The sequence below is a fragment of the Streptomyces sp. NPDC059398 genome (assembly GCF_042751845.1).
Lineage (GTDB): Bacteria > Actinomycetota > Actinomycetes > Streptomycetales > Streptomycetaceae > Streptomyces.
On record NZ_JBHYWP010000022.1, the window covers coordinates 46,096 to 68,182 of the forward strand.

Sequence of the window (22,087 nt, forward strand, 5' to 3'; positions counted from 1 at the left end):
TGTGCCCCCGGGTCTGCCCTTCGATACGGGCTGTGATCGTGTTGACCGTCAAACTTTTTGGTGAGACTCTGGAAGCCCCGCGCACCTCAGCTGCTCGGCAGCGTGAAACGCAGAGAAAACAGGAAACACAGCAGGGAAACAGAGGCTGCCGAGTTCCGCGGGTGCGATTCCCCCTACGACCCACCACTCTACGGTCGGTCACTCAGTGTGGAGGACCATCCATCATGGCAAAGGCGCTTCTCGGTTACGTCGGCGGTTCCGACCCGCGACTTCTCTCCGAGATGCGACGGCTCCAGCAGCGCGTCCAGGACCTCGAATCCGAGCTCGTACGGATCCAGTCCGAGAACGACGCGCTGGCCGCCGCAGTCCAGCACCACGGAGACTCGTTGCTCGACGGTATCGACATGGACGTACCCCAGGCGGAGCCTGCGCTCACCTGACCCACACCCCACAAGGGTACGGGCGGGCTGATCCGTAAAGCCGCTTGAAATCCAATGCGCAAGGATATGCAAGGGACGCTTCGGCGTCCCTTCTTTCTGTTCCCCCGGCCCGCCCCGGTCCTTCCCCCGGTCACACACCCCCGCCCAGGCTTCCTTTACCGTCTGATGTGCCCTGCACCTTCAGGGGCGAAACCGGCAGTGAAAGGTAGAGTCCGGCGGCGTGCACCTCAAGGCCATGACCCTCCGCGGGTTCAAATCCTTCGCCTCGGCCACCACCCTCCGGTTCGAGCCCGGCATCACTTGTGTCGTGGGGCCCAATGGATCGGGCAAGTCCAATGTGGTCGACGCGCTCTCCTGGGTCATGGGAGAACAGGGCGCCAAATCGCTGCGCGGCGGAAAGATGGAAGACGTCATCTTCGCCGGGACGACGGGACGGCCACCGCTGGGCCGCGCCGAGGTCTCGCTCACCATCGACAACTCCGACGGTGCGCTGCCCATCGAGTACGCGGAAGTCACGATCACCCGGATCATGTTCCGCAATGGCGGCAGTGAGTACCAGATCAACGGCGACACCTGCCGGCTCCTCGACATCCAGGAACTCCTCTCGGATTCCGGGATCGGCCGGGAGATGCACGTCATCGTCGGACAGGGGCAGCTCGACTCGGTCCTGCACGCGGATCCGATGGGGCGCCGGGCCTTCATCGAGGAGGCCGCGGGCGTACTGAAGCACCGCAAGCGCAAGGAGAAGGCGCTGCGGAAGCTGGACGCGATGCAGGCCAACCTCGCGCGGGTGCAGGACCTCACCGACGAACTGCGCCGCCAGCTCAAACCGTTGGGACGGCAGGCCGCGGTCGCCCGGCGCGCCGCCGTCATCCAGGCCGATCTCAGGGACGCGAGGCTGCGGCTCCTCGCCGACGACCTGGTGACCATGCGCCGGGCGCTGCGCAGCGAGATCGCCGACGAGGCCGCGCTGAAGCAGCGCCGGGAGACGGCGGAGGCGGCGCTCAGGGCCGCGCTCTCCCGTGAGGCCGGTCTGGAGGAAGAGGTACGACAGCTCGCTCCCCGGCTCCAGCGCGCCCAGCAGACCTGGTACGAGCTGTCGCAGCTGGCCGAGCGGGTGCGTGGCACGGTCTCGCTCGCCGACGCCCGGGTGAAGAGCGCGTCCGCCGCGCCCGATGAGGAGCGGCGGGGCCGCGACCCGGAGGACATGGAGCGCGAGGCGGCCAGGATCCGGGAACAGGAGGCGGAGCTGGAGGCCGCCCTGGAGTCCGCCGAGCGGGCCTTGGAGGACACCTCGGCGCACCGGGCCGAACTGGAACGGGAACTGGCCGCCGAGGAACGCAGGCTCAGGGACGCCGCACGTGCCATCGCCGACCGGCGCGAGGGGCTCGCCCGGCTGAACGGACAGGTCAACGCCGCCCGCAGCAGGGCCGGTTCGGCGCAGGCCGAGATCGACAGGCTCGCCGAGGCACGGGACGGTGCCCAGGAGCGCGCCGAAGCGGCCCAGCAGGAGTACGAGCAGCTCAGAGCCGAAGTCGACGGGCTCGACGCCGGTGACCGGGAACTCGCCGACCGGCACGGCGCGGCGAAGTCCGCGCTGGCGGAGGCGGAGAGCGGGCTGACCGCGTCCCGGGAGGCGGCCACGGCCGCCGAGCGGGAGCGGGCCGCGCTGTCGGCCAGGCACGAGGCGCTGGCGCTCGGACTGCGCCGCAAGGACGGCACCGGTGTGCTGCTCGGCGCGGACGACCGTCCGGCCGGTCTGCTGGGCCCGGTCGCGGAGCTGCTCACAGTGGCCGCGGGTTACGAGGTCCCGGTGGCGGCGGCACTGGGCCTGGCCGCCGACGCGCTCGCGGTACGTGACACGGCCACCGCGGCGGACGCGATCCGCCGCCTCCGCAAGCAGGACGCGGGCCGCGCGACGCTGCTGCCCGGCACCGCCGCGGCGGTGCCGCGGGATTCCGGCGCCGGGGGGCTGCCGGGCCAGGCGCGTACGGGGGCCGGAGGCCCATCGGGCGACGGGGCTGCGGAGGTGCCGGATGCCCGCCGGGGCGAGGGCGAAGGCGGGGAGGCGGCCCCGGAGATGCCGGGCGCCCGGCAGGGCGGGGACGGTACGGAGGTCGCTTCAGGGGGACCCGGCGCCGGGCACAGCGCGGAGAGCACGGAGCCGCCCGCTTCGGGGGTGCCGGATGCCCGGCGGGGCGAGGGCGAGCAGGCGGCTTCGGAGGTGCCGGATGCCCGGCACGGCGAGGACGGTACGCAGACCGCCCCGGGTGACCGGGCGGACGGGAGCCCGGGGGAGCGGGGGGACAGCGGCACCGGTTCCCGCCGCGCTCAGGGCGGGGGGTCCGGCAGCACGTCCGGTGGGCCGCGGCCCGGCCCGGACCGCGCCGCCGTCGCGCTCGCCGCGCCCTTCGCCGTCGATCTGGTCGGCGGCCCGGCCGAGCTGCTGCCCGGGGTGCACCGGCTGCTGCGCGACATCGTCGTCGTACCCACCCTCGAAGACGCCGAGGAGCTGATCGCCAGGCGGCCCGGCCTCACCGCGGTGACCGCCGAAGGCGACGTCCTGGGCGCGCACTTCGCACACGGCGGGTCGGCCGGTGTGCCCAGCCTGCTGGAGGTGCAGGCGTCCGTGGACGAGGCCGCCGCGGGTCTGGCGGAGCTGGCCGTCCGGTGCGAGGAACTGGCCGGAGCGCAGCGGGCCGCCGCCGCCCGGCGCGCGGAGTGCGCGGCGCTCGTCGACGAGCTGGCTGAGGCGCGGCGGGCGGCCGACCGGGAGAAGTCCGGCGTCGCCCAGCAGCTCGGGCGCCTCGCCGGGCAGGCGCGCGGCGCCGCGGGCGAGGCCGAGCGGTCGGCGGCGGCCGCCGCCAAGGCCCAGGAGGCCCTGGAGCGCGCGACCGGCGAGGCCGAGGAGCTGGCGGAACGCCTGCTGGTGGCCGAGGAGTCACCGGTGGAGGAGGAGCCGGACACCTCCGTACGGGACCGGCTCGCCGCCGACGGCGCCAATGCCCGGCAGACCGAGATGGAGGCCAGGCTCCAGGCCCGTACCCATGAGGAGCGGGTCAAGGGGCTCGCGGGGCGGGCCGAGGCACTCGACTGGGGAGCGCGCGCCGAGCGTGAGGCGCGGGCGCGCGCCGAGCGGCGCCGCGCCCGGCTGCGCCATGAGGCGGCGGTCGCGTCGGCCGTCGCGGACGGGGCGCGTCAGCTGCTCGCCCATGTCGAGGTGTCGCTGGTCCGCGCCGGGCAGGAGCGGACCGCGGCCGATGCGGCGAAGGCCGGGCGCGAGCAGGAGCTGACCGAGGAGCGCAACCGGGGCCGGGACCTGAAGGCCGAACTCGACCGGCTCACCGACTCGGTGCACCGCGGTGAGGTGCTCGGGGCCGAGAAGCGGCTGCGGATCGAGCAGCTGGAGACCAGGGCGCTGGAGGAGCTGGGCGTGGAGCCCGCCGGGCTTGTGGCCGAGTACGGCCCCGATCAGCCGGTGCCGCCGTCCCCGGCCGCCGAGGGCGAGGAGCTGCCCGGCGATCCGGACCATCCGCGGAACCGGCCGGTGCCCTTCGACCGGGCCGGGCAGGAGAAGCGGCTCAGGTCGGCCGAACGGGCGTACCAGCAACTCGGGAAGGTGAATCCGCTCGCCCTGGAGGAGTTCTCCGCGCTGGAGGAGCGGCACAAATTCCTCTCCGAGCAGCTGGAGGACCTGAAGAAGACGCGGGCCGACCTGCTCCTCGTGGTCAAGGAGGTCGACGAGCGGGTCGAGCAGGTCTTCACCGAGGCCTACCGCGACACCGCACGCGAGTTCGAAGGGGTCTTCGCCCGGCTCTTCCCGGGCGGCGACGGACGGCTGATCCTCACCGACCCGGACAACATGCTCACCACCGGAGTGGACGTCGAGGCACGGCCGCCGGGCAAGAAGGTCAAGCGGCTCTCGCTGCTCTCCGGCGGGGAGCGGTCGCTGACCGCGGTGGCCCTGCTGGTGTCGATCTTCAAGGCCAGGCCCAGTCCGTTCTATGTGATGGACGAGGTGGAGGCCGCGCTCGACGACACCAACCTCCAGCGGCTGATCCGGATCATGGAGGAGCTCCAGGAGAGCTCCCAGCTCATCGTGATCACTCATCAGAAGCGCACGATGGAGGTCGCCGACGCGCTGTACGGCGTCTCCATGCAGGGTGACGGGGTCTCCAAGGTCATCAGCCAGCGCCTCCGCTGAGAGCCGTGGCCCGGCGCATCCGCCACGCCGGTCCCGCCCGGGGAGAGCGGTCCCTCGCCCGGCGGGTCCCCAAGTGGTGCGTGCACGGAAGCTGTGCGCAACTGGAGGGGCCCGTACCCCATGGCCGTCATCGAGGACGGGCCCGAGGAGCTCATGTGACCAGCACGGCGCACACACCGCAGGCCGGAGGCGGCCCGGCTGCCCCCGACCACCTCGCGCACGTCATCTTCATCACGGCGGCAGCCGCGATGGGCGGTTTCCTGTTCGGCTACGACAGCTCCGTGATCAACGGAGCCGTCGAGGGCATCCGGGACAAGTACAACGTCGGCTCGGCGACGCTGGCGCAGGTGATCGCCATCGCCCTGATCGGCTGTGCGATCGGCGCGGCGACGGCCGGCCGCATCGCCGACCGCATCGGCCGTATCCGCTGTATGCAGATCGCGTCCGTGCTGTTCACCATCAGCGCCGTCGGTTCCGCCCTGCCGGTCGCCCTGTGGGACCTCGCCCTCTGGCGCATCATCGGCGGTTTCGGCATCGGGATGGCCTCCGTGATCGGTCCGGCCTACATCGCCGAGGTCTCGCCGCCCGCCTACCGCGGCCGGCTCGGCTCCTTCCAGCAGGCCGCGATCGTCATCGGCATCGCCGTCTCACAGCTCGTCAACTACGGCATCCTCCAGACGGCCAACGGAAACCAGCGCGGGAAGCTGCTGGGCGTCGAGGCATGGCAGCTGATGCTCGGGGTCATGGTGATCCCGGCGGTCATCTACGGTCTGCTCTCCTTCGCGATCCCCGAGTCACCCCGCTATCTGATCTCGGCCGGCAAACCGGACCGGGCCAAGAAGGTGCTCACCGAGGTCGAGGGCGACCACATCGACCTCGAAGGACGGGTCCAGGAGATCCGGCTCGCCATGAAGCGCGAACACAAGTCGACGTTCAGGGACCTGCTGGGCGGCGGCTTCTACTTCAAGCGCATCGTCTGGATCGGCATCGGGCTCTCGGCCTTCCAGCAACTGGTCGGTATCAACGTCGCCTTCTACTACTCCGCCACCCTCTGGCAGTCCGTGGGTATCGACCCGTCGACCTCGTTCCTGTACTCGTTCACCACCTCCATCATCAACATCATCGGCACCGTGGTCGCCATGCTCCTGGTCGACCGGATCGGCCGCCGGCCGCTGGTGCTGATCGGCTCGGTCGGCATGGTCATCGGACTCGCCCTGGAGGCCTGGGCGTTCTCGTACCATCTCGTCGGCGGCAAGCTGCCGACCCTCCAGGGCTGGGTCGCGCTGGTCGCCGCCCACTGGTTCGTGTTCTTCTTCGCCATGTCGTGGGGTGTCGTCGTCTGGGTCTTCCTCGGCGAGATGTTCCCGAACAAGATCCGTGCCGCCGCTCTCGGGGTGGCCGCTTCGGCCCAGTGGATCGCCAACTGGGCGATCACCGCCAGCTTCCCGAGCCTCTCCGACTGGAACCTCTCGGCGACGTACGTGATCTACACCCTCTTCGCCGTGCTCTCGATCCCCTTCGTGCTGCTGTTCGTGAAGGAGACCAAGGGCAAGACCCTGGAGGAGATGGGCTGACCCCCCCGGCCCGGTCCGCTGCTCAGTCCCCGATACGGGGCAGCACGCGCTCCGCGAAGAGGTGCAGACTGCGCCAGCCCTCGTCCACCGGCATCCCGCCGCACAGCGGATGCAGTACGAGACTTCCGGCGCCGCCCGCGGCCAGGGCCACGCACTCGTCCGGGGTGACGATCCGGTAGACACCCTCCTTGCGCAGCCCCTCCACCGTCTCCGCCGCCGAACGGACCGCGGAGTGGATGTCGGACGACTGCCAGGAGGCGTAGGTACGCGCCTCGTGCAGGAAGTGCTCGCCGTACTCGGCCCAGGCCCGGTCGGGGTCCTCGGCTATGTGCAGCAGGGGCGTCTCGGCCTCCGGCATCATGCAGAAGCCCTCGGTCCCGTGCTCCGCGCGCTGCTCGTGGTAGTACGTCTCAAGTTCCGGCAGATACGCGCTCGGGAAGAGCGGCAGCCCGAGCCGGGCCGCCCGGCGCGCCGCCGCCCGGGACGAGCCGCCGACGAGCAGCAGCGGGTGCGGGGTGGTGTACGGGCGCGGGGTGACCCGGACGGTACGCCCCCGGTACTCGAACGCTTCGCCGGTCCACGCCGTCAGCAGGGTTTCGAGCAGCTCGTCCTGGAGCCGCCCGCGCCTGCTCCACTCGACGCCCTGCTGCGCGTACTCCTCCGGCCGGTAGCCGATGCCCGCGACCGTGGCCAGCCGGCCCGCGCTGATCAGGTCCAGTACGGCGATGTCCTCGGCGAGGCGCAGCGGATCGTAGAGCGGGCCGATGATCGCGGAGACGGTGACCGCGATCCGCCGGGTGGCCCCGAAGACGGAGCCCGCGAAGACGAAGGGGGAGGGCAGCCAGTTGTTTCCGGCGCCGTGGTGTTCCTCGGTCTGGACGGTGTCGACGCCTCGGTCGTCGGCGTACGCGGCCATCTCCAGGGCGGTGCGGTAGCGGGCGGAGAGCGATTCGGGGGTCGCCCGCGGATCGACGAGATTGAACCTGACGACTGTGAAGGCCATGACGGGAAATCCCCCTTCGCCGGGTGGGAGCTGGCGAAGGGGGACGGTAGCTGACGCGGCGTCAGATAGGTAGGGGTGCGGCCTCGCGGTCCGCGTCCGGGCCGGGTCCCTGCGTACCGGACCGCGCCTTCGGCTTCGGCAGTACGGCGTAGAGCACGCCCGAGACCAGGATGGTGACCACCCAGCCGAGGCCGTTGCGGCCGAGCCAGCTGTCGGCGAAGGGGCCGCTGAACCAGGCGGAGTCCGCGGTGCCCGCCGTGGTGAACAGCAATCCGGTGACCAGCGCGGCCAGCCAGGCGATGACGGCGGCGGGGCTGAAGCCGCCCCGGTACCAGTAGGCGCTGGTCCTGGTGGTGTCCATCAGGGCCACCGGGTCGTAGACGCGGCCGAGCAGCATGTCCGCGCCGAACACCCCGATCCAGGCGGAGAAGGCCACCGCGAGCAGCGAGAGGAACGCGACGAAGGAGCCGAGGAAGCTGGTCGCCGCGAGCATCAGGATCAGCCCGAGCACCACGCTGATCACCGCGTTCACCGAGACCGCCCAGGCCCGCGGCACCCGGATGCCGAGGGTCAGCGCGGTGAAGCCGGCCGAGTACATCGACATCGCGTTGATCAGGACCATGCCGACCACGGCGATCAGCAGATACGGCACCGCGATCCACATCGGCAGCACCTTGCCCAGGAAGGAGACCGGGTCGGCGGCGTGCGCGAGGTCCGGCGTGGAGACCGCCATCACCGCGCCCATCAGCACCATCGGCAGGACGACGATGCCCGCACCGCCGATGGACGCCCCGATCATGCCCCCGCCCGATGAGCGCCGCGGCAGATACCGCGCGAAGTCCGGCCCTGACGGGACCCAGCTGAGACCGCCGGCCGCGATCAGGCCGATGCCCGCGACCAGGGAGGCCGTGGTGCCGGCCGGCTTGGCGAAGACGGCGGACCAGTCGGTGTCGGCGATCAGATAGACGAGGACCAGGACGGAGAAGATCCCGAAGAGATAGGTGGACCACTTGTTGCACAGGTGCAGGGCGTTGATGCCGAGGCCCGAGATCAGGAAGGTGGCGGCGACGAACAGCAGCAGGGTCACGATGATCAGCGGCGTGCTGCTGTGGATGGAGAAACAGATGTCGAGGACGGTCAGCAGCGCGTACGCGCCGGTCACCGCGTTGATCGTCTCCCAGCCCCAGCGGGCGATCCAGATCAGTGAGCCGGGCAGCAGATTGCCGCGCTGGCCGAAGACCGAGCGGGACAGGGCCATGCCGGGGGCGCCGCCGCGCTTGCCCGCGATGGAGATGAAGCCGACCAGCCCGTAACTGATGACCGGGGCGGCGAAGGCGGCGATCAGCGCCTGCCAGAAGTTCAGCTTGTCGGCGACGACCAGACTCGCGCCCATCGCGAGCAGCAGCACACTGATATTGGCGGCAACCCAGGTCGGGATCAGGTCGCGGACACGGCCTTTGCGTTCATTGTCCGGGACCGGTTCGAGACCGCGGGTCTCCACCGCGCCTTCGACGTCGGAGGCGTGGGGCATGGGGTACTCCGTGCACGTGTGAGGGGAGTTGGGGACGGGGCGAGAAGTGATGTGACGCGCGTAGACAGCGACATCATGGTAGGGGCGGCGGGAAAATTTCAAATAGAGGATTTAGTCCCTTGTGCGAACCCACGAAGGTGCGCACGGCCGGGCTGTGACCGAACGCCGAGCCGTGACTGATACTGGGTGGGTTATGGAAATCGTGATCCTTGCTGTAGTCATCGCCCTGGTCGCTGTCGGCGCGATCAGCGGGCTCGTGGTCAGCAGCCGCAAGAAGAAGCAGCTGCCCCCCACAGCACCGCCGAGTGCGCCGACCATCACAGCGCCTCCCGCCGAACCCCAGGTCGGCGAGGACGCTGCCCCACCGCGCGACGAGTCGCGCCGCACCATCGAGGAGGTGGATCTCCCGCCCGCCGACGAGGCCGTGGGCGCCCCCGTCGCCGTCGAGGACCCGGTGGTCGCGGAGCCGGCCCCGCCGCGGATCGAGATCCCGGAACCGGCCGAGGGCCGTCTCGTACGGCTGCGTGCCCGGCTCGCCCGTTCGCAGAACTCGCTGGGCAAGGGACTGCTCACCCTGCTCTCCCGGGACAACCTCGACGAGGAGACCTGGGAGGAGATCGAGGACACCCTGCTCACGGCCGATGTCGGAGTCGCGCCGACCCAGGAGCTGGTCGAGCGGCTGCGTGAGCGGGTCCGGGTGCTCGGCACCCGCACCCCGGAGGACCTCCGCGTCCTGCTGCGCGAAGAGCTGCTGAATCTGCTCGGTACGGACTTCGACCGCGCGGTCAGAACCGAGGGCGGTCTGGAGACCCCGGGCGTCGTCATGGTCGTCGGGGTCAACGGCACCGGCAAGACCACCACCACCGGCAAGCTCGCCCGGGTCCTGGTGGCCGACGGCCGCAGTGTGGTGCTCGGCGCTGCCGACACCTTCCGGGCGGCCGCCGCCGACCAGCTCCAGACCTGGGGCGAACGGGTCGGGGCGCGCACGGTCCGCGGCCCTGAGGGCGGCGACCCGGCGTCGATCGCGTACGACGCGGTGAAGGAGGGCATCAAGGAGAGCGCCGATGTCGTCCTCATCGACACCGCCGGTCGGCTGCACACCAAGACCGGCCTGATGGACGAGCTCGGCAAGGTCAAGCGGGTCGTGGAGAAGCACGGCCCGCTGGACGAGGTGCTGCTCGTGCTGGACGCGACGACCGGGCAGAACGGCCTGGTGCAGGCGCGGGTGTTCGCCGAGGTGGTGGACATCACCGGCATCGTGCTGACCAAGCTGGACGGTACGGCCAAGGGCGGCATCGTCATCGCGGTCCAGCGCGAACTGGGCGTACCGGTCAAGCTGGTGGGCCTCGGTGAGGGCGCCGACGACCTGGCCCCCTTCGAGCCCGAGGCGTTCGTGGACGCGCTGGTCGGGGACTGACCCCGGACCGGTATCCGGCGGTGAGCCACCGCCGGACGACCCCGTACCACGCGAAGGGCCCCGCCACACGGTGCAGCTGTGGCGGGGCCCTTCGCGCTCTCCCGCACCGGCGCCGGCCGGCACGGAAGGCGGGTCAGGCGGGTACGTGACGGTGGCAGATGTAGGCGAGAGTGCCGAGCAGTAGCCGGGCCTGGGGCGGGCCGCCGGCCGTCCCGGGCGACGGGGGCCGCAGCCAGCGGGCCGGGCCGAGGCCGCGGTGGTTCGACGGCGGGGCGGTGATGTGCTCGCCGGGGCCCAGGCCGTGCAGGTCGAGGTCCGCGTCGTCCCAGCCCATCCGGTAGAGCAGCTCGGGCAGTTCGCGGGCGGCGCCGGGGGCCACGAAGAACTGCGCCCGGCCGTCCGGGGTCGCGCTCACCGGGCCCAGGGGGAGCCCCATCCGCTCCATCCGGATCAGGGCCGTGCGCCCCGCGGGCTCCGCGACGTCGATGATGTCGAAGCAGCGGCCCACCGGCAGCAGGACCGCGGCGCCCGGCGTCAGCGACCAGGCTCTTGCGGCCTCACCGAGGGTGGCCCCCGCGGGCACCTCGGGCGCGAACCCGAGGGGATGGGCGCCCGGGGACGCGCACCCGGCCTCTCCGCAGGAGCAGTTGCCCGCCGCCGCGCGCGCACCGGGCACCACGTCCCAGCCCCAGAGTCCGGTGAACTCGGCCACGGTCGTGCTCTCCGATGTGCGGCCGCGACGCCGGGTGCCGGAGCGGATGTCCCGGATGCCGCCGATAGTGAAGCCCATGCCCCCTCCAACGGGTCGTACGCGCCGGTGGTTACGACCTGGAGCCTCTCCGTCACCCTGTGTCGCAAACACCCTGGTCGGGGAGGCGTGGGGGGACGTTGGGGGTGGTGCGGAACGGTTCACGCGCCCCGGCGTGCATCGCTCCACCCGATCCTGATCGTCGAGTTTCCAGTGAATCGCGCCTGGCGGCAGGCGCGTTCATGTGAAGGGGTGGCGAATGGTGGCGTTTCCGGGATCGCCTCGCCAGGCGCGTGATCGTAGGATTACTTTCAGTGCACGAACCCTCGGGTCGGATGCGTTCACGGGTATGCCGGGGGCAAGCCGGTTCTCTGTTCGACAGGGTGCGAAGTGCCGGACAGTAGACCTCAACTCACGGCATTCTGATATGGGTTGGCGTAACGAGGCTTCAGCGGGATGGGGGCGTTCCAGTGGGCGGCAGTGGCGACGGCGAGACGGGTGCCGGCAAACGCCCGAACGAGAAGCTCGGTTCGTGGTTCGTGCGCAGCGGATGGTCGAAGGGCGAGCTGGCGCGCCAGGTGAACCGACGGGCGCGGCAGATGGGCGCGCACCACATCAGCACCGACACCTCGCGGGTGCGGCGCTGGCTCGACGGTGAACAGCCGCGTGAGCCCATTCCGCGCATCCTCTCGGAGCTGTTCTCCGAACGCTTCGGCAGTGTGGTCGCCGTCGAGGACCTGGGGCTGCGTGCGGCGCACCAGTCGCCGTCCGTCTCCGGCGTCGACATGCCCTGGGCGGGCCCGCAGACCGTCTCGCTGCTCAGTGAGTTCTCCCGCAGCGACCTGATGCTCGCCCGGCGCGGCTTCCTGGGCGCCTCGCTCGCCCTGGCCGCGGGCCCCACGCTCATCGAGCCGATGCAGCGCTGGCTGGTGCCGACGCCCCCGGGCGAGACCGCCGCCGAACTCCCCGCCGACCACGCACGGCGCCCCTCCCGGCTGTCGCGGCCCGAGCTCGAACTGCTGGAGTCCACCACGGTGATGTTCCGCCAGTGGGACGCCCAGTGCGGCGGCGGGCTGCGCCGCAAGGCGGTCGTCGGGCAGCTGCACGAGGTGACCGACCTGCTGCAGGAACCGCAGCCGGGGGCCACGTCGAAGCGGCTGTTCCGGTGCGCCGCCGAACTGGCCGAGCTGGCCGGGTGGATGAGTTACGACGTAGGTCTCCAGCCCACCGCCCAGAAGTACTTCGTGCTCGCCCTGCACGCGGCCAAGGAGGCCGGGGACAAGCCGCTCGGCTCGTACATCCTGTCCTCGATGAGCCGCCAGATGATCCATCTCGGCCGCCCCGACGACGCCCTGGAACTCGTCCACCTCGCCCAGTACGGCAGCCGCGAGTGCGCCACCCCCCGCACCCAGGCGATGCTGTATGCGATGGAGGCCCGCGCCTACGCCAACATGGGCCAGCCGAGCAAGTGCAAACGAGCCGTGCGGATGGCCGAGGACACCTTCTCCGACGCGGGCGTCGACGGCGAGCCCGAGCCCGACTGGATCCGCTTCTTCTCCGAGGCCGAGCTGAACGGCGAGAACGGCCACTCGTTCCGCGACCTCGCCTATGTGGCGGGCCGCAGCCCCACCTACGCCTCGCTCGCCGAGCCGGTACTCGACAACGCGGTCGCGCTCTTCGAGAAGGACGAGGAGCACCAGCGTTCGTACGCCCTGAACCTCGTCGGCATGGCCACCGTCCATCTGCTGAAGCGGGAGCCGGAGCACTCCACGTCGTTCGCCGCCCAGGCCCTGGACATCGCCACCCGTGTCCGCTCCGAGCGGGTCAACACCAGGCTCCGCAAGACCGTCGACACGGCGGTCAGGAACTTCGGCGAGGTCCCGGCGGTCATCGACCTCACCGAGCGGCTCGCCGCGCAGCTGCCCGAGACCGCCGAGGCGGTCTGAGGCGGGCGGCGGTACACGACTGCGGGACACCGCAGGAGTACACGACTGCTGGACACCGCCGCAGGACACAACAGCAGAGCGCCGCAGCAGGACCCCAAGGCCCCGGCCGCGACAGTCACCCCGTGATGCCCGACTCGGCTCCCCCATGCCAGGTCAACAGGGTGACCGTCGTGGCCGGTTCTCCACCCCGGGGCGGGGGGATACGGCAGGGCCTCCGATCACCCGTCCGGCCCCGCGCTTCATCCGGGCGTAACACGCCGCGCCTCTTCGTCACCGCGGTGAAACATCACGGGGCGCCCGCCGAAACCGCGCGGCGTCAGTCTCTGAGGCATGACCCTTGCTGCAGAAGCCTCGAAGCTGTCCCCCGCCAACACCGGGTTCATGCTCATCTGCTCGGCCCTGGTGATGGTCATGACCCCGGGCCTGGCCTTCTTCTACGGAGGCATGGTCCGGGTCAAATCGACCCTCAACATGCTGATGATGAGCTTCATCAGCCTCGGGATCGTCACGGTCCTCTGGGTGCTGTACGGATTCAGCGTCGCCTTCGGATCGGGCAACGGATTCCTCGGCTGGTCCAAGGGGTACATCGGACTCAGCGGCATCGGACTCACCCAGCTCTGGCCGGGCTACACCATCCCGGTCTATGTCTTCGCCGTCTTCCAGCTGATGTTCGCGATCATCACCCCGGCCCTGATCAGCGGGGCGCTGGCCGACCGGGTGAAGTTCACCGCCTGGGCGCTGTTCATCGTGGGCTGGGTGACCGTCGTCTACTTCCCGGTCGCGCACTGGGTCTGGGCGTCCGACGGCTGGCTCTTCACGAAGGGCGTCATCGACTTCGCCGGCGGTACGGCGGTCCACATCAACGCGGGCGCGGCCGCGCTCGGCGTGATCCTGGTGACCGGCAGGCGCATCGGCTTCAGAAAGGACCCGATGCGCCCGCACAGCCTCCCGCTGGTGATGCTCGGCGCTGCGCTCCTGTGGTTCGGCTGGTTCGGGTTCAACGCCGGATCGTGGCTGGGCAACGACGACGGCGTCGGCGCGGTGATGTTCATCAACACCCAGGTCGCCGCCGCGGCGGCGATGCTCGCCTGGCTCGCGTACGAGAAACTCCGCCACGGCTCCTGCACCACGCTCGGAGCGGCCTCCGGGGCCGTGGCCGGACTGGTGGCCATCACCCCGTCCGGCGGCGCCGTCAGCCCGCTCGGCGCGATCGCGGTCGGTGCCATCGCGGGGGTGCTGTGCGCCATGGCCGTCGGCCTCAAGTACCGCTTCGGTTTCGACGACTCGCTCGACGTGGTGGGCGTCCATCTGGTCGGGGGCGTCGTCGGATCCCTGCTCATCGGCTTCTTCGCCACCGGCGGAGTGCAGTCCGACGTGGCGGGCGTCTTCTACGGCGGCGGCTTCCACCAGCTCGGCATCCAGGCCGTCGGGGTCTTCTCGGTCCTCGGCTACTCGCTCGCCGTATCGGCGGGACTGGCCTTCCTGATCGACCGGACCATGGGGATGCGGGTCACCGACGAGGTCGAGGTCGCAGGCATCGACCAGCACGAACACGCCGAGACGGCGTACGACCACAGCGGAGCGGGCGGCGGCTCCAGGACAGCCGCGACCGCCCCGGGCCAGGGAACCGGCCGGCCGGCCGATGCGGGCCCCCCGGCCGGACCGGGCCCCACGGACAGGAAGCCGACCGGGTCGGGCCCCGCGAACAAGAAGGTGGACGCATGAAGCTCATCACCGCGGTCGTGAAGCCGCACCGGCTGGACGAGATCAAGGAGGCCCTCCAGGGCTTCGGCGTCCAGGGCCTCACGGTCACCGAGGCCAGCGGCTACGGCCGCCAGCGCGGCCACACCGAGGTCTACCGGGGCGCCGAGTACACCGTGGACCTGGTCCCGAAGATCCGGATCGAGGTCCTGGCCGAGGACGCGGAGGCCGAACAGCTCATCGATGTGGTGGTGCAGGCGGCCAGGACCGGCAAGATCGGCGACGGCAAGGTCTGGAGCGTCCCGGTCGAGACCGCGATCCGGGTCAGGACCGGCGAACGCGGCCCTGACGCGCTCTGACGACGAGAGCCTGACGCGCTCTGAACGACGAGAGACGGGAACTGCCGGGTGACGAGTGCCGACGACATGACCGACACGACCGGTCAGCAGGACGACGACCGGGAATCCGGCGGTTACGCGGCGGCCCGGCTCCGCCTCCTCCAGGAGAAGACGGACCCGGGGCCGCCCCGCCGCGCGGCCCTCGCCCGGCTCACCGACGCGTGGACGGCCGCGCTCTTCACCCCGGCCGCAGAGGCCGCCGGGGTGCGCGGCGCCGCCCTGGTGGCCGTCGGCGGGTACGGACGCGGTGAGCTCTCCCCGCGCAGCGACCTGGACCTGCTCCTGCTGCACGACGGGAAGGCCGAGCCGGGCGCCATCGCCTCGCTCGCCGACCGGATCTGGTACCCGGTGTGGGATCTGGGGCTGGACCTCGACCACTCCGTACGGACCCCCGCCGAGGCGCGCAGGACGGCGGGCGATGACCTCAGGGTTCAGCTCGGTCTCCTCGACGCCCGGCATGTCGCGGGCGACCCGGGGCTCACCGCCGGGCTGCGCACCGCCGTACGCGCCGACTGGCGCAACCAGGCCCCGAAGCGGCTGCCCGAGCTCTACGAGCTGTGCCAGGAGCGCGCCGGACGCCAGGGCGAGCTGCGGTTCCTCCTGGAACCCGACATCAAGGAGGCCAGAGGCGGACTCCGGGACGCCACGGCGCTGCGGGCCGTCGCCGCGTCCTGGCTGGCCGACGCGCCCCGCGAGGGGCTCGACGGCGCCCGCAGACAGCTCCTCGACGCCCGGGACGCGCTGCATCTGGTGACCGGGCGCGCCACCGAACGCCTCGCCCTCCAGGAACAGGACCAGGTCGCGGCCGAGATCGGCCTGCTGGACGCCGACGCCCTGCTGCGCGAGGTGTACGAAGCCGCGCGGACCATCTCGTACGCCGCCGACGTCACCTGGCGCGAGGTCAACCGGGTGCTGCGCGCCCGCTCCGCACGTCCCCGGCTGCGCGCCCTGCTCGGCGGTGGCGCGGGCAGGACCGCGGCGGCCCCGCGGACCCCGCTCGCCGAAGGCGTGGTGGAGCTGGAGGGCGAGGTGGTGCTGGCCCGCACCGCGCGACCCGAGCGCGACCCCGTACTGCCGCTGCGGGCGGCAGCGGCGGCGGCCCAGGCCGGGCTGCCGGTCTCCCCGCACGCCGTACGCAGGCTGGCGGGCGGCGCACGCCCCCTGCCGGTGCCCTGGCCGGCCGAGGCACGTGAACAGCTGGTGACCCTGCTCGGCGCCGGCCCGTCCACGGTGCAGGTCTGGGAGGCGCTGGAGGCGGAAGGGCTGATCAGCGGGGTGCTGCCGGACTGGGAGCGGGTGCGGTGCAGGCCGCAGCGGAACGCCGTGCACACCTGGACGGTCGACCGGCACCTCGTCGAGACCGCCGTGCGGGCCTCCGCGCTGACCCGCCGGGTGGCCCGGCCCGACCTGCTGCTCGTCGCCGCCCTGCTGCACGACATCGGCAAGGGCTGGCCCGGCGACCACGCGGTGGCGGGCGAGACCATCGCACGCGACATGGCCGCCCGGATCGGCTTCGATGCCGCCGACACCGAGGTGCTCGCCACGCTCGTACGCCACCATCTGCTGCTGGCCGAGACGGCCACCCGGCGCGACCTGGACGACCCGGCGACCGTGCGCGCGGTCGCCGCGGCGGGGGAGTCGCGCCCCCCCCGGGGGCGGGGGGCCGCGGGGTCAGTGGGGGGGCCCCAGGGGACCGCGCCCCCGCCCACCCCCCCCCTGGCGCGGCCCCCCCCCCCCCCCCCCCCCCGCCCCCCCCCCCCCCCGCCCCCCCCCCCCCCCCCCCCCGCGGCGGTGAAGTCCGCCGCCACCCTGGAGCTGCTGCACGCGCTGACCGAGGCGGACGCACTGGCGACCGGCCCCGCGGCCTGGTCGTCCTGGCGGGCCTCGCTCGTGGCAGAGCTGGTCGCACGGGCCGCCGCGGTCCTGGCGGGGGAGGAACCCGAGGAACCGGAGACCGGAGCGCCGGGCGCCGAGCACGAACGGCTGGCCGTCGAGGCCCTGCGCACCGGCGGTCCCGCGCTGGCCCTGCACACCAGGGCCGAGGAGCCGCAGGAGGACGGCGCACCGGAGCCGGTGGGCGCGGAGCTGCTCATCGCGCTCCGCGACCGGCCCGGCGTCCTGCCCGCCGTCGCCGGGGTCCTGGCGCTGCACCGGCTGACCGTACGCGCGGCCGATCTGCGCACCGTCGAGCCGCCCGCCGGCCCCGACGACGGCCGGTCGGCGGTGCTGCTGCTGACCTGGCGGGTGGCGGCCGAGTACGGGTCGCTGCCGCAGGCCGCCCGGCTGCGCGCCGATCTCGTACGGGCGCTGGACGGCTCACTCGACGTACGCGCCAGACTGGCCGAACGCGAGGCGGCCCACCCGCGCCGCCGCGGCATCCAGGCCCCGCCGCCCAGCGTGAGGGTGGCCCCGGCGGGGTCCCGGCTGGCCACGGTGATCGAGGTCCGCGCCCAGGATGCCCCGGGCCTGCTGTACCGGATCGGCCGGGTACTGGAGGCGGCCGGGGTGACGGTGCGCAGCGCACATGTCTCCACGCTGGGGGCGAGCGCGGTGGACGCGTTCTATGTGACGGGACCCGACGGGGGCCCGCTCGGGGCGGACGCCGCGGCCGGTCTTGCCCGGGAGGTGGAGGCCGGGCTGCGGAAGTGAGCGGCGGGGCGGCGGCAGCCACGGTGGCCCCGGTCCACCCGCTGGTCACCCTGGTCCCGCCCCGGTTCCGCCCCCTGCTCAGGACCCCGGTCGGGGGCAGGGGCAGACCCGACCCGCCGCGTCCGGATACCCTGGGGTCCAACCGTCCCCCCGCCCCCGACCCGAGGATCCGCGACCGCCGTGTTCGATACCCTCTCCGACCGCCTTGCCGCGACTTTCAAGAACCTCCGGGGCAAAGGGCGCCTCAGCGAGGCGGACATCGATGCCACCGCGCGCGAAATCCGTATCGCCCTGCTTGAGGCCGATGTCGCGCTGCCCGTCGTCCGTGCCTTCATCAAGCAGATCAAGGAGCGCGCGGCCGGCGCCGAGGTCTCCCAGGCGCTGAACCCGGCCCAGCAGGTCATCAAGATCGTCAACGAGGAGCTCATCGGCATCCTCGGTGGCGAGACCCGCCGCCTCCGCTTCGCCAAGCAGCCGCCGACCGTGATCATGCTCGCGGGCCTCCAGGGCGCGGGCAAGACGACCCTCGCCGGGAAGCTCGGCCTCTGGCTCAAGGGCCAGGGCCACACCCCGCTGCTGGTCGCCTGTGACCTCCAGCGTCCCAACGCCGTCAACCAGCTGAGCGTGGTCGCCGAGCGCGCCGGCGTCGCCGTGTACGCCCCCGAGCCGGGCAACGGCGTCGGCGACCCGGTGAAGGTCGCACAGGACTCGATCGAGTTCGCCAAGTCCAAGCAGTACGACGTCGTCGTGGTCGACACCGCGGGCCGTCTGGGCATCGACCAGGAGCTGATGCAGCAGGCCGCGGACATCCGCGACGCCGTCAGCCCCGACGAGGTCCTCTTCGTGGTCGACGCGATGATCGGCCAGGACGCGGTCAACACCGCCGAGGCCTTCCGCGACGGCGTCGGCTTCGACGGTGTGGTGCTCTCCAAGCTCGACGGTGACGCACGCGGTGGTGCGGCGCTCTCCATCGCGCATGTCACCGGCCGGCAGATCATGTTCGCCTCCAACGGCGAGAAGCTGGACGAGTTCGACACGTTCCACCCGGACCGCATGGCGTCCCGGATCCTCGGCATGGGCGACATGCTCAGCCTGATCGAGAAGGCCGAGCAGACCTTCAGCCAGGCCGAGGCCGAGCAGATGGCCTCCAAGCTGGCGAGCAGCAAGGGCGGCAAGGACTTCACGCTCGACGACTTCCTGGCTCAGATGGAGCAGGTCAGGAAGATGGGCAGCATCTCCAAGCTGCTCGGCATGCTGCCCGGCATGGGACAGATGAAGGACCAGATCAACAACATCGACGAGCGGGACGTGGACCGCACCGCCGCGATCATCAAGTCGATGACCCCGGCCGAGCGCCAGGACCCGACGATCATCAACGGCTCGCGCCGGGCCCGGGTGGCCAAGGGCTCGGGTGTCGAGGTCAGCGCCGTGAAGAGCCTGGTCGAGCGGTTCTTCGAGGCACGCAAGATGATGTCGCGGATGGCCCAGGGCGGCGGCATGCCGGGGATGCCGGGGATGCCGGGCATGGGTGGCGGCCCCGGCCGCCAGAAGAAGCAGCAGAAGCAGGCCAAGGGCAAGCGCAAGAGCGGTAACCCGATGAAGCGCAAGGCGGAGGAGCAGGCCGCCGCGGCCCGCCGGGAGCAGGGGAGCGCGCCGGGCCTGCCGTCCGGTGAGGATGCGAAGAACTTCGAACTCCCCGACGAGTTCAAGAAGTTCATGGGCTGACCCGTCCCGGACGCCGAAGCGGCCCGTACTTCCCGGACATCCGGGGGCACGGGCCGCTTCCGCGTGGTGCGACGGTGGTGGGGCGGCTACGGGGAGGTGCCCCGGCGTCCGGTGGTCAGGCGGTCCGGGCGACCACGTAACGGAAGATGTTCGGCAGCCACACCGTGCCGTCGCGCCGCAGATGGGGGTGGAGCGCCTCGGCGACCTCCTTCTTCACCTGGTCCTGGCCGGTCGCCCGTATCGCCGCGTCGAACAGCCCGGTCGACAGCAGCCCGCGTACCGCGCTCCGGATGTCCGCGTAGCCGAACGGGCAGGCCACCCGGCCCGATCCGTCGAGCTTCAGCCCGGCACGCGCCGCCACCTCCTCCAGATCGTCCCTCCGCGGCCTGCGCACGGCATCGGCCAGTCGGGTGGCGACCCGCAGGACGCCCGCCGCCGCGCAGCGCTCGGGCGGCCCCCAGCCGGTCAGCACCACCGCACTGCCGCGCTCCATCAGCGGCACCGCGTCCTCGACGGCCGGCACCGGCCCGTCCGGGTCGTCCGTGACGCCGCCCATCGGCTCGAAGGCGGTCAGCAGGTTGTACGGCGCCGCCATGCCGCCGGAAGCGTCGGCGGGGCTGCCGTGCACCAGCCGGGCCCGCCCGCGCGGGGCGCCCGGCGCGGCATCGGTGCTGTTCGTGCTGTCGGGGCCTTCGGGCAGCAGCCGCTCGCGGGCCAGCGCGATGCGCTCGGCGTGCGTGTCCACACCGGTGACGCTCGCGCCGCGGGCGGCGGCCATGAGCAGGGCGAGCCCCGAGCCGCAGCCGATACCGAGCAGCCGGGTGGCGCTGCCCGCGTCAAGGCGCTTGTAGACCGCTTCGTAGAGCGGCACCAGCATCCGTTCCTGGATCTCGGCCCAGTCGCGGGCGCGTGCGACCGCTTCCTCCGGGGAAGTCGCAGCCACGGACCGGTGGTTCCGGACGAGTGTTGATGACATCGAAGCGCCCCAATTCGCCGAGAGATCAGTTGTGCCCTGTGTGCCAAACCCCCGTGCAGATGTGCGCGCACTGTCCCGTTGCCAGAGAACTCCGCATCCGCGCGCAAGTCCAGGGGTGGCGAGGCAATGCTTGCGTTCCCGGAATATGCGGTCCGGCCGTGCGCCTCCGGGCGAGCGGATGCGGCAGGAGCCGGACGCCCGCATCAAGGCGGCGGGCCCTCGGAACGCCTGCGTCCACGCCCCGCTCCCGGCCCCCAGTCTTACCCGACTCGCGCGCTCGGGCATGTCGGGAGATCCGTGCCACCGGGCGCCCCGTTGAGCCGGACGGGTGATCCCGGCGAGGGGCCGACGGGCACGGCGGGGCAGAGGAACGCGCTCGGCTCCGGGCCGGTCCCGCCTCAGGTCTGCCGGCGGAGGATGGCGACGAACGTGATGTACGAGAGGGCGGCGGTCGCCAGCAGCCAGTAGTACGGATCACCGCTCCGCCCGGAGGCCAGGTCACCGATGAACGCGCAGAGGTTCCCCAGGGTCAGCACCACGCCCGTGCCCGCCCAGGCGCGCCGGCCGATCAGGGCGAAGCGCTCGTCGGGCTCCTCGGTGAGGCCCCGGTAGGTCTCGCTCCGGCGGCGCAGCACGACCAGGACAAGGCTGCACACCGCCATCACCCCGAAGACCGCCAGGCCGACTCCGAGGTGGCCACCGACGGTGGCGGTCACCAGGCAGACCACTCCGATCCCGAGGAAGAAGGCGGGGATCGACCCCTTCGCCGGGGCTCTGTCCATCCGCTGGTCACCTGTCGACATGGAACATCTCCTCAACGCTGACTTCGAAGAACCTGGCCAGGGAGATGGCGAGCGGCAAGGACGGTGTGTACCGCTCGGTCTCGATGGCGTTGACCGTCTGACGCGAGACCCCGAGGGCCGTGCCCAACTGCCCCTGGGAGAGCCCTCGTGACGACCGCAGTGCTCTGACCGTGTTTCTCACCTGTCAAGCTTACTTGTCACCCATCGGCGAATGTCAAGCCTGCTTTACACGCATACCGGGCCGGTCGATCGTGCGAGCCATCCGCGGTTCCGTCCCGCGTGGCCGGGCCGGTGCCGGACCCGTGCGGTGCTCCCGGTACGGTCGCTGTGGCGGGCCGCGTGTACGGGCGGCGGCCCGGATCCGGCCGGACCGCGGTGCTTGTGTACGGCGGCCGGCGTGAACGGCGGCAGGTGGGAACGGTGGCCGCCGATGACCGGCCGATCCGGCCGTCGAATCGGCCGAAACGCCCCTTGCGCGGCGGCCGGTGCGATGCGGCAGGCGCGGTACCCCTGGCTACGCGCCGGGGCGCACGCGACCCTACGTACCACCTTGGTGCGAGCTGTGAGGCTTCTCCGCAGATCAGCGCACCCGCCCTCGTCCGGACGCATCAAGGGCAACTGACGGGTACGTGCAAATTATTTGGGATGCCCCGGAATAGGAACACAGCGGTACCCCGGCTCGTTGTCACGACGTGAGCACGACACCAACTGTCCTCGCCGCAGAGCTGGCGCAGGCGTGGGCCGACATTCAGCGGTACCACCCCGAGCTGCCGGATCTAGCCGCGCCCGAGTCCCTGATCGGTGAGTCCTCGTCCGCCTGCGGCGCTGAACTCTCCTTCGAGCGACTGCTCCATGAGGCAGTCCACGGCATCGCCGCAGCGGGGGGGGGGGGGGGCGCCCCCCCCCCCCCCCCCCCCCCCCCCCCCCCCCGGACAGGCGGCGCCCGCGCGCAGGCTGGGCCACGCCCCCCCC

General features: G+C 71.9%; 15 protein-coding genes and 1 pseudogene. 10 read left to right on the forward strand and 6 right to left on the reverse strand.

Annotated elements, in window-relative coordinates; all coding sequences use genetic code 11:
- The first annotated feature begins 224 nt into the window (after positions 1-224).
- The 3 genes from ACFXBC_RS11085 (at position 225) to ACFXBC_RS11095 (ending at position 6,218) form a co-directional block, all read left to right on the forward strand.
- Positions 225-440, forward strand: coding sequence for a hypothetical protein (locus tag ACFXBC_RS11085; RefSeq protein WP_164267867.1), 216 nt, complete (start codon positions 225-227; stop codon positions 438-440).
- A gap of 220 nt (positions 441-660) precedes the next feature.
- Positions 661-4,644 (forward strand): AAA family ATPase, encoded by a 3,984-nt coding sequence (locus ACFXBC_RS11090; protein WP_385021679.1) that lies wholly within the window; start codon positions 661-663, stop codon positions 4,642-4,644.
- Between the two features lie 155 nt (positions 4,645-4,799).
- Positions 4,800-6,218 carry a sugar porter family MFS transporter gene (locus ACFXBC_RS11095; protein WP_385021682.1) on the forward strand — a complete coding sequence of 473 codons (1,419 nt, stop codon included), beginning with the start codon at positions 4,800-4,802 and terminating at the stop codon, positions 6,216-6,218.
- 22 nt (positions 6,219-6,240) lie between these two features.
- On the opposite strand, the gene ACFXBC_RS11100 is transcribed toward ACFXBC_RS11095, so the two are convergent.
- Together ACFXBC_RS11100 and ACFXBC_RS11105 are read right to left on the reverse strand one after the other, a co-directional pair.
- Positions 6,241-7,221 carry an LLM class flavin-dependent oxidoreductase gene (locus ACFXBC_RS11100; RefSeq protein WP_385021686.1) on the reverse strand — a complete coding sequence of 327 codons (981 nt, stop codon included), beginning with the start codon at positions 7,219-7,221 and terminating at the stop codon, positions 6,241-6,243.
- A gap of 61 nt (positions 7,222-7,282) precedes the next feature.
- Positions 7,283-8,752, reverse strand: coding sequence for a purine-cytosine permease family protein (locus ACFXBC_RS11105; protein ID WP_385021689.1), 1,470 nt, complete (start codon positions 8,750-8,752; stop codon positions 7,283-7,285).
- 193 nt (positions 8,753-8,945) lie between these two features.
- Between ACFXBC_RS11105 and ftsY the strand changes: the two genes are divergently transcribed.
- The gene (ftsY, locus tag ACFXBC_RS11110) at positions 8,946-10,169 is read left to right on the forward strand and encodes a signal recognition particle-docking protein FtsY (protein WP_385021692.1); all 1,224 of its coding nucleotides are present in this window, start codon (positions 8,946-8,948) and stop codon (positions 10,167-10,169) included.
- Positions 10,170-10,302: 133 nt separating this feature from the next.
- Here the strand turns inward: ftsY and ACFXBC_RS11115 are convergent, their stop codons facing one another.
- Complete coding sequence (locus ACFXBC_RS11115) at positions 10,303-10,959, reverse strand: bifunctional DNA primase/polymerase (RefSeq protein ID WP_385021695.1); 657 nt, start codon at positions 10,957-10,959, stop codon at positions 10,303-10,305.
- Positions 10,960-11,387: 428 nt separating this feature from the next.
- Here ACFXBC_RS11115 and ACFXBC_RS11120 point away from each other — a divergent pair, with 428 nt between their 5' ends.
- The 5 genes from ACFXBC_RS11120 (at position 11,388) to ffh (ending at position 19,336) form a co-directional block, all read left to right on the forward strand.
- On the forward strand, positions 11,388-12,863 hold the full coding sequence (locus ACFXBC_RS11120) for a hypothetical protein (protein ID WP_385021698.1): 1,476 nt from the start codon (positions 11,388-11,390) through the stop codon (positions 12,861-12,863).
- A gap of 330 nt (positions 12,864-13,193) precedes the next feature.
- Positions 13,194-14,588, forward strand: a complete 1,395-nt coding sequence (locus ACFXBC_RS11125) for an ammonium transporter (RefSeq protein ID WP_385021701.1) — start codon at positions 13,194-13,196, stop codon at positions 14,586-14,588.
- Positions 14,585-14,923 (forward strand): P-II family nitrogen regulator, encoded by a 339-nt coding sequence (locus ACFXBC_RS11130; RefSeq protein WP_385021704.1) that lies wholly within the window; start codon positions 14,585-14,587, stop codon positions 14,921-14,923. The genes ACFXBC_RS11125 and ACFXBC_RS11130 overlap by 4 nt, the downstream gene beginning before the upstream one ends.
- A gap of 66 nt (positions 14,924-14,989) precedes the next feature.
- Positions 14,990-17,611 carry a [protein-PII] uridylyltransferase gene (locus ACFXBC_RS11135; RefSeq protein WP_385021707.1) on the forward strand — a complete coding sequence of 874 codons (2,622 nt, stop codon included), beginning with the start codon at positions 14,990-14,992 and terminating at the stop codon, positions 17,609-17,611.
- A 180-nt stretch (positions 17,612-17,791) separates the two neighbouring features.
- Positions 17,792-19,336, forward strand: coding sequence for a signal recognition particle protein (gene ffh, locus ACFXBC_RS11140; RefSeq protein WP_385021710.1), 1,545 nt, complete (start codon positions 17,792-17,794; stop codon positions 19,334-19,336).
- 115 nt (positions 19,337-19,451) lie between these two features.
- Here the strand turns inward: ffh and ACFXBC_RS11145 are convergent, their stop codons facing one another.
- From ACFXBC_RS11145 to ACFXBC_RS11155, 3 genes are all read right to left on the reverse strand, one after another.
- Positions 19,452-20,312, reverse strand: a complete 861-nt coding sequence (locus ACFXBC_RS11145) for a methyltransferase domain-containing protein (protein ID WP_385021713.1) — start codon at positions 20,310-20,312, stop codon at positions 19,452-19,454.
- A 398-nt stretch (positions 20,313-20,710) separates the two neighbouring features.
- Positions 20,711-21,115, reverse strand: coding sequence for a hypothetical protein (locus tag ACFXBC_RS11150; protein ID WP_385021716.1), 405 nt, complete (start codon positions 21,113-21,115; stop codon positions 20,711-20,713).
- Complete coding sequence (locus ACFXBC_RS11155; RefSeq protein ID WP_385021719.1) at positions 21,102-21,296, reverse strand: helix-turn-helix transcriptional regulator; 195 nt, start codon at positions 21,294-21,296, stop codon at positions 21,102-21,104. The genes ACFXBC_RS11150 and ACFXBC_RS11155 overlap by 14 nt, the downstream gene beginning before the upstream one ends.
- 464 nt (positions 21,297-21,760) lie before the next feature.
- Here ACFXBC_RS11155 and ACFXBC_RS11160 point away from each other — a divergent pair.
- Positions 21,761-22,002, forward strand: a pseudogene (locus ACFXBC_RS11160) (hypothetical protein); the annotation flags it as partial.
- Positions 22,003-22,087: the final 85 nt, after the last annotated feature.